The 12,586-nt window shown below is 42.3% G+C and carries 8 protein-coding genes, 1 tRNA gene, 3 rRNA genes and 1 other RNA gene; 1 reads left to right on the top strand and 12 read right to left on the bottom strand.

What is annotated here, in order from left to right; genetic code table 11:
• The 10 genes from MHB48_RS00155 to ffs all read right to left on the bottom strand — a co-directional run bounded on the left by MHB48_RS00155 (position 1) and on the right by ffs (position 10,807).
• On the bottom strand, positions 1-1,422 hold the full coding sequence (locus MHB48_RS00155; protein ID WP_342599621.1) for an aminotransferase class I/II-fold pyridoxal phosphate-dependent enzyme: 1,422 nt from the start codon (positions 1,420-1,422) through the stop codon (positions 1-3).
• A gap of 610 nt (positions 1,423-2,032) precedes the next feature.
• Positions 2,033-2,148 (bottom strand): 5S ribosomal RNA (rrf, locus tag MHB48_RS00150).
• Positions 2,149-2,204: 56 nt separating this feature from the next.
• A 23S ribosomal RNA gene (locus MHB48_RS00145) occupies positions 2,205-5,133 on the bottom strand.
• Between the two features lie 235 nt (positions 5,134-5,368).
• Positions 5,369-6,922, bottom strand: a 16S ribosomal RNA gene (locus MHB48_RS00140).
• Together the 16S, 23S and 5S rRNA genes form the textbook arrangement of a ribosomal RNA operon.
• Before the next feature lie 223 nt (positions 6,923-7,145).
• Positions 7,146-7,403 (bottom strand): pro-sigmaK processing inhibitor BofA family protein, encoded by a 258-nt coding sequence (locus MHB48_RS00135; RefSeq protein ID WP_340916564.1) that lies wholly within the window; start codon positions 7,401-7,403, stop codon positions 7,146-7,148.
• Between the two features lie 60 nt (positions 7,404-7,463).
• Positions 7,464-7,676, bottom strand: a complete 213-nt coding sequence (locus MHB48_RS00130) for a YaaL family protein (RefSeq protein ID WP_340925060.1) — start codon at positions 7,674-7,676, stop codon at positions 7,464-7,466.
• A 17-nt stretch (positions 7,677-7,693) separates the two neighbouring features.
• Positions 7,694-8,290 (bottom strand): recombination mediator RecR, encoded by a 597-nt coding sequence (recR, locus tag MHB48_RS00125; RefSeq protein ID WP_340916562.1) that lies wholly within the window; start codon positions 8,288-8,290, stop codon positions 7,694-7,696.
• Positions 8,291-8,301: 11 nt separating this feature from the next.
• Entirely contained in the window at positions 8,302-8,622 is a 321-nt protein-coding gene (locus MHB48_RS00120) for a YbaB/EbfC family nucleoid-associated protein (RefSeq protein ID WP_340916560.1), read from the bottom strand.
• Positions 8,623-8,636: 14 nt separating this feature from the next.
• On the bottom strand, positions 8,637-10,385 hold the full coding sequence (dnaX, locus tag MHB48_RS00115; protein WP_342599620.1) for a DNA polymerase III subunit gamma/tau: 1,749 nt from the start codon (positions 10,383-10,385) through the stop codon (positions 8,637-8,639).
• A 154-nt stretch (positions 10,386-10,539) separates the two neighbouring features.
• Positions 10,540-10,807: signal recognition particle sRNA large type (gene ffs / locus MHB48_RS00110), an RNA gene on the bottom strand.
• A 143-nt stretch (positions 10,808-10,950) separates the two neighbouring features.
• On the opposite strand from ffs, the gene MHB48_RS00105 reads away from it, so the two are divergent.
• Positions 10,951-11,043 (top strand) — tRNA-Ser (locus MHB48_RS00105).
• A 172-nt stretch (positions 11,044-11,215) separates the two neighbouring features.
• Here the strand turns inward: MHB48_RS00105 and MHB48_RS00100 are convergent.
• Positions 11,216-11,884, bottom strand: a complete 669-nt coding sequence (locus MHB48_RS00100) for a deoxynucleoside kinase (protein ID WP_342599619.1) — start codon at positions 11,882-11,884, stop codon at positions 11,216-11,218.
• A gap of 1 nt (position 11,885) precedes the next feature.
• Positions 11,886-12,518, bottom strand: a complete 633-nt coding sequence (locus MHB48_RS00095; protein ID WP_342599618.1) for a deoxynucleoside kinase — start codon at positions 12,516-12,518, stop codon at positions 11,886-11,888.
• Positions 12,519-12,586: the final 68 nt, after the last annotated feature.

Genomic DNA, 12,586 nt, shown 5'->3' with positions numbered 1-12,586 from the left:
TTAATCCTCCACTACATATATTAACTTTTCCTCAAGTCGATGTTCTCCTTGAAATAAAGCACCTTTTTCTATCCACTCTTCTAGTTCTGTTAGCATTGAAACAGTAATCTTTTCCCCTGCTAGGACAAGTGGAATCCCTGGTGGGTAGGGAATAATCATCGCTTTTGCAATTCTTCCCATAGAACGGACATATGGAATCCATTCTCCTTGTTTTTCACTTAACAAACTTACACTCATATGTAATGTTGATATTGATTTCTGTCTTACTGAACTATCTTTTCTCGGACTAATTGGTACTTCTTTACGCAACTCATCAACTGCATGTTTTATACGTTTCCTAATTTCTGCAAAAGCATACTCTTGCTCCACTTTTAATAAAGGTAATATGAAAAGAACTTGGTAAGTATCAGCTAACTCCACATATATATTTTGTGCTTCTAACGCTCTTTGGATTTGAAATCCTGAATAATTTTCCACCCGTATTAATAGCTTCAGTGGATCATCCACTTGTACCACTTCTAAGTGTGTAATTGTATTCAAAGCCTCTACAAATAAATTTCTTCTATACATAAATTGTTTAAAATCCATCTCATTGTATCTTTCCACATAGCTTCTAGCATCGTCTAAAGAAGCTAATAAAAGATAGGAAGGGCTACTAGATTGAAGCATTCTTAAATATTTATTAACTCTATTTACATCTATCAAAGTAGAATTGATGTGTAAGAAAGATCCCATCGTTAATGCAGGTAATGTTTTATGGGCTGACTGCACAACTAAGTCTGCACCGTACATAAGTGCAGACTTAGGAAAGGCCCTATTCGCTTGAAAATGTGCACCATGTGCCTCATCAACAAGTACTGGAATATCCTTTGTATGACACAAATCTATTATACTTTTTAGCTGATAAGAAGTAACACCATAATAACTCGGATATGTTAATACAACAGCCTTAGCCGCTGGAAATTGTTCTATTGCCTTTTGCATTACCTCATACGATACATATGAGGCTGTTTTCGTACGCTCATCCCACTCAGGCGTTACAAAGATTGGTTCTGCCCCAACTAATTCAATTGCATGGAAAATAGACTTGTGAGCATTTCTCTGCACAATAATCTGCTCACCAAACTGGCAAGTGGCATAGATCATTGCTAAATTACCAACAGTCGTTCCATTTACTAAAAAGAAGCTCTTCTGTGTACCATATGTAATAGAAAGTAGATCCTCAGCCTCTTTAATGGCTTCTTTAGGGTGATGATAATCATCTAATCCATTTAACTCCGTAAAGTCATACTGCATGGTCTCTTTCATTACTTTTGGCAAATTAGATAATAGCCCATTTTTATGACCAGGCACATGAAAAGAGATACTTCTTAGGTTATGAAATTTCTCCAATGCCTCGACTAACGGTCGTTTTTCCTGCATATTGTATTCCCTCACTATATCGTCCAGATTTCCTTCTTTCATTATACATGAATAGACCTTTATCTTTCATATGGAATTGGAAGTTTTTGAGGAAATAAATAGGAGAGCAGTGGTGTGCATCAACAAATTCTGAGGGCACTGAAAAAGTGATGTTCTATTACATTTCTTAATAAATATCTGCTAATTGGATTTAGCACGGCTCTGTTCGCTTTCCCACAGGAGTCTCACTCCACCGTGCTAAATCCTATAGAGTGTAGTACTGTTTGTATAAATATTTATTATTAAAAACCTCTCCAATAGATTTTTTCAGCGCCCTCCCGAATTCTCGGTAACGATTTTTGTCGCTCAGCGACATCCTACTCTTGCAGGGGGAAACCCCCAACTACCATAGGCTAAAGAGTTTAACTTCCGTGTTCGGGCTGCGAAAGCAGATGGACTGCAGATTTCTTCGTCAGCTGCAGTCTTTCGGCTCTCACGTAGGCTATACGTTCCGAGCCTCTCTTCTTTGCTTCCTCGCACACACTTCTATAACTAAAATACATGAAGCCTTCAGTCTTCTTTTCGAACACAAAAAAAGCCGTTACCGATTTCTCGGTAACGACTTCTTGGTGCCCAGCGACGTCCTACTCTTGCAGGGGGAAACCCCCAACTACCATCGGCGCTGAAGAGCTTAACTTCCGTGTTCGGTATGGGAACGGGTGTGACCTCTTCGCCATCATCACTAGACCTTGAGTTGTTCACTCAAAACTGGATAAAAGACATTGAATTCTTCAAATTCTATTTTGGTTAAGTCCTCGATCGATTAGTATTCGTCAGCTGCACGTGTCGCCACGCTTCCACCCCGAACCTATCTACCTCATCGTCTTTGAGGGATCTTACTTACTTGCGTAATGGGAAATCTCATCTTGAGGGGGGCTTCGTGCTTAGATGCTTTCAGCACTTATCCCGTCCACACATAGCTACCCAGCGATGCTCTTGGCAGAACAACTGGTACACCAGCGGTGTGTCCATCCCGGTCCTCTCGTACTAAGGACAGCTCCTCTCAAATTTCCTACGCCCACGACGGATAGGGACCGAACTGTCTCACGACGTTCTGAACCCAGCTCGCGTACCGCTTTAATGGGCGAACAGCCCAACCCTTGGGACCGACTACAGCCCCAGGATGCGATGAGCCGACATCGAGGTGCCAAACCTCCCCGTCGATGTGGACTCTTGGGGGAGATAAGCCTGTTATCCCCGGGGTAGCTTTTATCCGTTGAGCGATGGCCCTTCCATGCGGAACCACCGGATCACTAAGCCCGTCTTTCGACCCTGCTCGACTTGTAGGTCTCGCAGTCAAGCTCCCTTCTGCCTTTACACTCTTCGAATGATTTCCAACCATTCTGAGGGAACCTTTGGGCGCCTCCGTTACACTTTAGGAGGCGACCGCCCCAGTCAAACTACCCGCCTGACACTGTCTCCTACCCGGGTTACGGGTATGGGTTAGAATTTCAATACAACCAGGGCAGTATCCCACCGACGCCTCCTCCGAAGCTGGCGCTCCGGGCTCTAAGGCTCCTGCCTATCCTGTACAAGTTGCACCAAAATTCAATATCAAGCTATAGTAAAGCTCCACGGGGTCTTTCCGTCCTGTCGCGGGTAACCTGCATCTTCACAGGTACTATAATTTCACCGAGTCTCTCGTTGAGACAGTGCCCAGATCGTTACGCCTTTCGTGCGGGTCGGAACTTACCCGACAAGGAATTTCGCTACCTTAGGACCGTTATAGTTACGGCCGCCGTTTACTGGGGCTTCAATTCGCACCTTCGCTTGCGCTAAGCACTCCTCTTAACCTTCCAGCACCGGGCAGGCGTCAGCCCCTATACTTCACCTTACGGTTTTGCAGAGACCTGTGTTTTTGCTAAACAGTCGCCTGGGCCTATTCACTGCGGCTCTTCTAGGCTATTCACCCAAAAGAGCACCCCTTCTCCCGAAGTTACGGGGTCATTTTGCCGAGTTCCTTAACGAGAGTTCTCTCGCTCACCTTAGGATTCTCTCCTCGACTACCTGTGTCGGTTTGCGGTACGGGCACCTATCACCTCGCTAGAGGCTTTTCTTGGCAGTGTGAAATCAGGAACTTCGGACTAAGTCCTCGCCATCACAGCTCAATGTTATAGAATGCGGATTTTCCTACATTCACACCTTACTGCTTGGACGTGCATAACCAACAGCACGCTTACCCTATCCTTCTGCGTCCCCCCATTACTCAAACGGTGGTTTGGTGGTACAGGAATATCAACCTGTTGTCCATCGTCTACGCCTATCGGCCTCGACTTAGGTCCCGACTAACCCTGAGCGGACGAGCCTTCCTCAGGAAACCTTAGTCATACGGTGGACGGGATTCTCACCCGTCTTTCGCTACTCATACCGGCATTCTCACTTCTAAGCGCTCCACCAGTCCTTCCGGTCTGACTTCAACGCCCTTAGAACGCTCTCCTACCACTGATACCAAAGGTATCAATCCACAGCTTCGGTGATTTGTTTAGCCCCGATACATTTTCGGCGCAGCGTCACTCGACCAGTGAGCTATTACGCACTCTTTAAATGATGGCTGCTTCTAAGCCAACATCCTGGTTGTCTAAGCAACGCCACATCCTTTTCCACTTAACAAATACTTTGGGACCTTAGCTGGTGGTCTGGGCTGTTTCCCTCTTGACTACGGATCTTATCACTCGCAGTCTGACTCCCAAACATAAATCATTGGCATTCGGAGTTTGTCTGAATTCGGTAACCCGGGATGGGCCCCTAGTCCAAACAGTGCTCTACCTCCAAGATTCTTAACGTTTGAGGCTAGCCCTAAAGCTATTTCGGAGAGAACCAGCTATCTCCAGGTTCGATTGGAATTTCTCCGCTACCCACACCTCATCCCCGCACTTTTCAACGTGCGTGGGTTCGGACCTCCAGTAAGTGTTACCTTACCTTCATCCTGGACATGGGTAGATCACCTGGTTTCGGGTCTACGACCACATACTCATTCGCCCTATTCAGACTCGCTTTCGCTGCGGCTCCGTCTTCTCAACTTAACCTTGCATGTAATCGTAACTCGCCGGTTCATTCTACAAAAGGCACGCTATCACCCATTAACGGGCTCTAACTACTTGTAGGCACACGGTTTCAGGATCTATTTCACTCCCCTTCCGGGGTGCTTTTCACCTTTCCCTCACGGTACTGGTTCACTATCGGTCACTAGGTAGTATTTAGCCTTGGGAGATGGTCCTCCCAGATTCCGACGGAATTTCACGTGTTCCGCCGTACTCAGGATACACTCAAGAGAGAATGAACTTTTGACTACGGGGCTTTTACCCTATCCTGCGGACCTTTCCAGATCGCTTCGTCTAGCTCATTCCTTTGTAACTCTATGTAGAGTGTCCTACAACCCCAAGAGGCAAGCCTCTTGGTTTGGGCTATTCCCGTTTCGCTCGCCGCTACTCAGGGAATCGATTTTTCTTTCTCTTCCTCCAGGTACTTAGATGTTTCAGTTCCCTGGGTGTGCCACAGATACGCTATGTATTCACGTAAATGTACTGCTCCATTACGAACAGTGGGTTTCCCCATTCGGAAATCTCCGGATCAAAGCTCACTTACAGCTCCCCGAAGCATATCGGTGTTAGTGCCGTCCTTCTTCGGCTCCTAGTGCCAAGGCATTCACCGTGCGCCCTTATTAACTTAACCTAATATGGCTTCCAATTACTTGGAGTCCATTCAAAATTAGTAGTTAAAAGTACTACACAATCTATAATCACCGAAGTGATTACAAATTGAATTTCTTGAATTTGTTTCTTTCAATGTCGTTTTATCCAGTTTTCAAAGAACAAGTTTTCAAATGCTCATAAAAATGAACATTCAAAACTGAACTGCAAAACGTTAAGATACAGATAAAAATCTGTATTCCGTAATATATCCTTAGAAAGGAGGTGATCCAGCCGCACCTTCCGATACGGCTACCTTGTTACGACTTCACCCCAATCATCTGTCCCACCTTCGGCGGCTGGCTCCCGTAAGGGTTACCCCACCGACTTCGGGTGTTACAAACTCTCGTGGTGTGACGGGCGGTGTGTACAAGGCCCGGGAACGTATTCACCGTGGCATGCTGATCCACGATTACTAGCGATTCCGGCTTCATGTAGGCGAGTTGCAGCCTACAATCCGAACTGAGAACGGTTTTATGGGATTAGCTCACCCTCGCGGGGTTGCGACCCTCTGTACCGTCCATTGTAGCACGTGTGTAGCCCAGGTCATAAGGGGCATGATGATTTGACGTCATCCCCACCTTCCTCCGGTTTATCACCGGCAGTCACCTTAGAGTGCCCAACTGAATGCTGGCAACTAAGATCAAGGGTTGCGCTCGTTGCGGGACTTAACCCAACATCTCACGACACGAGCTGACGACAACCATGCACCACCTGTCACCGCTGTCCCCGAAGGGAAAGATCTATCTCTAGAACGGTCAGCGGGATGTCAAGACCTGGTAAGGTTCTTCGCGTTGCTTCGAATTAAACCACATGCTCCACCGCTTGTGCGGGCCCCCGTCAATTCCTTTGAGTTTCAGTCTTGCGACCGTACTCCCCAGGCGGAGTGCTTAATGCGTTAGCTGCAGCACTAAGGGGCGGAAACCCCCTAACACTTAGCACTCATCGTTTACGGCGTGGACTACCAGGGTATCTAATCCTGTTTGCTCCCCACGCTTTCGCGCCTCAGCGTCAGTTACAGACCAGAAAGCCGCCTTCGCCACTGGTGTTCCTCCAAATCTCTACGCATTTCACCGCTACACTTGGAATTCCGCTTTCCTCTTCTGTACTCAAGTCCCCCAGTTTCCAATGACCTTCCACGGTTGAGCCGTGGGATTTCACATCAGACTTAAAGGACCGCCTGCGCGCGCTTTACGCCCAATAATTCCGGACAACGCTTGCCACCTACGTATTACCGCGGCTGCTGGCACGTAGTTAGCCGTGGCTTTCTAATAAGGTACCGTCAAGGTACGAGCAGTTACTCTCGTACTTGTTCTTCCCTTACAACAGAGTTTTACGATCCGAAAACCTTCTTCACTCACGCGGCATTGCTCCATCAGACTTTCGTCCATTGTGGAAGATTCCCTACTGCTGCCTCCCGTAGGAGTCTGGGCCGTGTCTCAGTCCCAGTGTGGCCGATCACCCTCTCAGGTCGGCTACGCATCGTCGCCTTGGTAGGCCGTTACCCTACCAACTAGCTAATGCGCCGCGGGCCCATCCTGTAGTGACAGCCGAAACCGTCTTTTAACATTTCCACATGTGAGGAAATGGATTATTTGGTATTAGCCCCGGTTTCCCGGAGTTATCCCAATCTACAGGGCAGGTTGCCCACGTGTTACTCACCCGTCCGCCGCTAAATCAGAAGAAGCAAGCTTCTTCGTCATTCGCTCGACTTGCATGTATTAGGCATGCCGCCAGCGTTCGTCCTGAGCCAGGATCAAACTCTCCATAATAGAGAACTTAAAAAGCTCATTTGTTTTGCTGGCATCATCATTAAATGATGTCAAAAATTGTTGCTATCAAACTAACCGAAGTTAGTCTTTCAAGCTATATGTCTTAACGTTTTGCATGTTCAGTTTTCAATGTTCATGTTGTCTACCAAATCGTTTACCTCTTGGCGACTTCTACAATATTACTCTCTTAGCTTTCATAAGTCAACACTTTTTAAAAAGTTTTTTATATTAATATAGAAATAACTACCACAGAAGCTACTCCAGGTACTCCCAACACCGCCACTACTGCTCCCGTAAATAAATTAACAGGGATTGTATATCCTACTAAACCTAAAAGTAAATGCACTCCGAACAATAAAAAAATAGAAAAACCTAAACGAAATAGAAATATAGAAAGCCCTTCTAATATCACTGAAAAAGATTTCCTAAACATAAGAAGTAATAGTAGTACTAGTGAACACACAATGATAATTAACTTCATGAATAACTCCCTCCATAAAATCAGTATCTCTTACTGTATGAAGCTAGTACTATTATTATTCTATTTTAATATGACATTACGAATCTTTGCTTCTTTATATAAATAAAAATGAATGCTTTCTGTCATTTTTCTTTTTGCAACAGCATCAAGATCATAATCGTTCAAATAATCTTCTATTAATTGCGCTTGTTGCCAATCTTCCTTTGTTTCTTTAATGAGAGTAACAAACTGCTGATCAAACTCTTTTTTTAATTTCCCTTTTTGAAAAAACACGAACAACTACATCCCCCTTACAACTCTCGACGGCCTTCTAAAGCTTTAGACAAAGTTACTTCATCTGCGTACTCTAAATCTCCACCTACAGGTAAACCATGAGCAATTCTCGTTGTCTTAATACCCGATGGTTTTAAAAGACGAGAAATATACATTGCAGTGGCTTCTCCTTCTATTGTAGGGTTTGTGGCCAATATGAGCTCTTCCACTTGGGTATCTTGTAACCTTTTTAATAAAGATGGTACATTTATATCTTCTGGACCAACACCATCCATGGGGGAAATTGCTCCATGGAGAACATGATATAAACCGTTATAATCTCTCATTTTCTCCATAGCTATAACATCTTTGGTGTCTTGAACTACACAAATCATGGATAAATCACGTTGTTGATCTTGGCATATGTGACAAGGGTCGATATCTGTAATATGCCCACACACCGTGCAGTAGCTTAAATTTCTTTTCGCATCAACTAGTGCTTTAGCAAAATCTAAAACAGTATCTTCTTTCATTGTTAACACAAAAAATGCCAGACGGGCCGCTGTTTTCGGCCCAATCCCTGGCAATTTCATAAAACTATCTATTAGTTTGGATATCGGTTCAGGATAATGCATAACTTTTCCTCCTAGAACATGCCAGGGAGGTTCAATCCCTTCGTGAATTGACCCATCGTGGAGTTCGCCGTTTCTTCTGCTTTTTTCATAGCTTCATTTGTTGCAATTACAATTAGGTCTTGAAGCATTTCAATATCCTCTGGATCTACCACAGTTGGGTCGAGTTCTACCTCTAACACTTCTTTATGTCCAGAGACAACAACCTTCACCATTCCACCGCCAGCAACTGCTTCAAAGCGTTGAGTACCCAATTCTTCTTGAGCCTCAGCCATTTGTTTTTGCATTTTTTGCATTTGTTTCATCATACCTTGCATATTTCCCATTCCACGCATAATTAATTTCCTCCTTAGTCGTCATGTACTTCTACAAATTCTTTTCCAAATAACTTTTCAGCTTCTACAATTAAAGGATCTTCCGATATCTCTTCCATCCCTTGTAAAAACTCTATTGCTTCATTTGGCTTAGAAGAGGTATCTTCTGTAGCCCCTTCGCCACCTTGTTTTAGACCATTTTGTTTAATAAACTCTTCTCTAATCTTCAACCAACTTTCCTCTGGTACGTACACAACCTCGTACATTGTTCCTGTTAAGCTAGCGATTAGTTGGGGAAATGAAGAAGAAAATGTTTTATTCTCAATAGCCATTTGGCAATGTATATCATATTTAAATTTTAACACAAATGCACTGGAAGATGCTGCTACTGGTTCTGCATCGTTTAACAGTGCTGCGTGTGATATTTGGAGCTGTTGCATGATACTAGCCCACTGAGATTTAATGGTTTGAATATCTGTCTTTGTAGCTGTTTTTAATATTTCTTGAATTCGACCACTTGACACTTTCACACCACCAGAAGACTTCTGCCTTTGTCTCTTTGGCTGCTCCTGCTCTCCACCGTTTGCTTGTGGAATTATTCCTTGACTTATTTGTTGCTGCAATTGTTGTAACTGGCTTTCAAGTGATTTTACTTTCATTTCTAGCTCAGCATTACTCTCGCTATTTACCATCGCTTCTTTTGGTACTTGAGCTAGACGTATGATTGCTGTTTCCAAATATACTTTCGCATGATTTGAAAAACGCATTTCCTGCTGAGTATTTGTCAATATCGAGATGCTTTTATACAGGGTATCTACTGGGAATTTAGAAGCCAGCTCCAGGAATAAAGCATCTCCCGTTGCTATTTCAAGTAATTCCGTTTGTTTGGGAGCTACAAGTAATATGAGTAAGTCTCTGTAAAACGTAATAAAATCCTCCGTTAATCGAACAGGATCTTTTCCGTCTTCCACTAACTGTTCAACATAACCAAGTGCCCTTGCTACATCTTTCTCAATTAACGCATCTGCTAGCTGAAAGAATACCTCTTGGCCGATAGATCCAGTTACTAGTAATGCGTCTTGTATGGTCATTTTTTCCCCACTAAACGACACTACTTGATCGAGCATACTAAGTGCATCCCGCATACCGCCTGCAGCAGCCTGCGCAATAATTTTCAGTACGTTTACATCATATTCAATAGCTGCATCTGTTAAGACTTCTTTCATTCGAGAGACAATATCCATAGATGTAATTCGTTTAAAATCAAATCGCTGACATCTAGATATTATTGTTAATGGAATCTTATGTGGTTCGGTTGTTGCTAGGATAAATACCGCATGCGCTGGTGGTTCTTCTAATGTTTTTAACAATGCATTAAAAGCACTTGTAGAAAGCATATGCACTTCATCTATAATATACACTTTGTAACGAGCATTTGAAGGTGCAAATCGAACTTTTTCAATAATATCTCTCATTTCTTCTACTCGAGAGTTAGAAGCCGCATCAAACTCAATCACATCTGTATTAGAACCCTCCGTAATACTCTTACATGTTTCACAAGTATTACATGGCTCTTTTGCTGGTCCACTTTCACAGTTTAGGGCTTTGGCAAATATTTTTGCTGCACTTGTTTTCCCTGTTCCTCGTGGCCCTGAAAATAAATACGCATGTGTGGTTTTATTGTAAAGGAGGGCATTTTGAAGGGTTTGCTTGATATGTGTTTGACCGGACATTTCCGCAAACGACTGAGGTCGATAAGCGCGGTAAAAAGCTTGATACGACAACAAGTTCCCCTCCTTCTCATTTTTAGGTAAATAATAATTTTATTATATCATAAAGATACTTCGACTTCGCCTATTAATACATGACGAATTTAATACATACAAAAAAACTCATTTGCCATTTAGACAAATGAGTTGTATGTTGTATAAATTAATGCCGTGCACCTTCCTTCGCTTGAAACACATAAGCGGCACCCTTGTCGTTAACTCGGCTTAGGCTACCCCGCGGCACATGAGAAAGCACCACTTAATGCTGCTTCCTTCCGGACCTGACATGGTTCATGGGCACCCATTGCGCAGGACCCAAACGTCAACATCACGTGCAAGTACCAGACCCTACATGTATTCAACCTCAGAGAAGGAGTTCAGTCTCGCTAGAGCGGATTGCGAGTTACAAGACACCGCTACCTTCCCACCTAGCACGGCATAAACTAGTATACGTTTTTTAGGAATAAAAATCAATGAAAACGACAAACTATATTTTTTCCAACTCTATTTTTATTTGAAATTTCTTTTATAAATATATTGACTTTGGAATTTATCCGTGATAAATTAATTCATGTACTTCGGAGGAATACCCAAGTCTGGCTGAAGGGATCGGTCTTGAAAACCGACAGGCGGGTCATACCGCGCGGGGGTTCGAATCCCTCTTCCTCCTCCATATTTTAACTAAACACACGCATAGATTTGAGATTGAATTCGTTGCATTTGTAACGAATTTTTCTTTAAACAACGTGTTCAGAATATTAAGAAGTTAACTTTAAAAGTTAACTTCTTTTTTTTGTTTCAAAAAAACCCTCCTACAAGTTATTTGCGGAAAGGGTTTGGTTTGCTTATTTACGTAACGTTACAGTTTGCTCCATAAAGTGACCAATTCTCTCAAGAATTGCTTCTACATCTTCTGGATTTTGCACGATGTCATAATCATTAATATTTAAACGAAGTACTGGGCACCCATTAAATCCATCAATCCATTTTTCATATCTACCATGCATTTCCTCCCAATAAGAGATAGGGGTTTGCTGCTCCATTGGGCGACCTCTATCCTGAATACGTTCAATTATATCTTCTAATGAACCTTCAATATAAATTAATAAATTTGGGTGAGGGAAGTAAGGTGTCATAACCATTGCATCAAACAAGCTAGTATACGTTTCGTGGTCTATTGGATCCATCGTTCCTTTTTCTTTATGCATTTGAGCAAATATTCCAGTGTCCTCATAAATGGAACGATCTTGAATAAAGCCTCCGCCATACTCAAACATTCTTTTTTGCTCTTTAAAACGCTCTGCTAAAAAGTAAATTTGTAAATGAAAGCTCCATTTTGAAAAATCCTCATAAAAACGATCTAAATATGGATTGGAATCTACTTTTTCAAAAGAAGTTTTAAAATTAAGTGCATCCGCTAGAGCTTTTGTCATCGTAGATTTCCCTACTCCTACAGTTCCTGCAATTGTAATAACTGCATTAGATGGAATGCCATATTTCTCCCTTAAATTCATTTTAAAAACTCCTTCTATGCAATGTTGCATCTACTTTTTCTACTATTTTTTTTAAATCTTGTCCATTTTGCACAAAATCTATTTCATCACCATTAAATCGAAGAACCGTTACTTCCGGATGCTTTTCTTCAAAATCATCCATAAACATACGATAATCTGTTGTAAGCTGATCCAAATAATCTGGACTAATCTTTTTCTCAAATTCTCTTCCACGCATATCAATACGACTAACAAGTACATCTAAACTTGCATCTAAAAAGATAACTATGTTTGGAACTGGCATATCTTTCGTTAATATATGATAGATTGCTTCATACTTTTCATATTCTATTTTACTTAACGTTCGTTTAGCGAAAATTAGATTTTTAAAAATATGGTAATCTGCCACAACTGCTTTTTCTTTCAATATATACTTTTTATCAATATCACTTAGTTGTTTATATCGATTGCATAGAAAGAACATTTCTGTTTGGAAACTCCACTCTGCGATGTCATCATAAAACTTATCTAAAAAAGGATTTTCATCCACAATCTCTTTTAGCAATTCAAATTGATATGTGTCAGCAATCGCTTTTGCTAAGGTGGTCTTACCAACCCCAATAGGACCTTCTACCGTTATAAATGGAATTGACATAGCTTTAACCTCACTCTAATATTTCATGTCATAACCTCTATTTTATCATAGGGAGAAATCGAAAAATA

Origin of the sequence: Psychrobacillus sp. FSL H8-0483, from assembly GCF_038637725.1 — a bacterium.
Lineage (GTDB): Bacteria > Bacillota > Bacilli > Bacillales_A > Planococcaceae > Psychrobacillus.
The sequence above is the reverse complement of the archived record's forward strand: the minus strand, read 5'-3'. Positions and strand labels throughout refer to the sequence as shown.

Bases quoted from the DNA above. Each gene is read 5' to 3' on its own strand.
- MHB48_RS00100 (WP_342599619.1), bottom strand. From the start codon at position 11,884: ATGAATTTAAGGGAGAAATATGGCATTCCATCTAATGCAGTTATTACA.
- MHB48_RS00155 (WP_342599621.1), bottom strand. From the start codon at position 1,422: ATGCAGGAAAAACGACCGTTAGTCGAGGCATTGGAGAAATTTCATAAC.
- MHB48_RS00095 (WP_342599618.1), bottom strand. From the start codon at position 12,518: ATGTCAATTCCATTTATAACGGTAGAAGGTCCTATTGGGGTTGGTAAG.
- recR (WP_340916562.1), bottom strand. From the start codon at position 8,290: ATGCATTATCCTGAACCGATATCCAAACTAATAGATAGTTTTATGAAA.
- MHB48_RS00120 (WP_340916560.1), bottom strand. From the start codon at position 8,622: ATGCGTGGAATGGGAAATATGCAAGGTATGATGAAACAAATGCAAAAA.
- MHB48_RS00135 (WP_340916564.1), bottom strand. From the start codon at position 7,403: ATGAAGTTAATTATCATTGTGTGTTCACTAGTACTACTATTACTTCTT.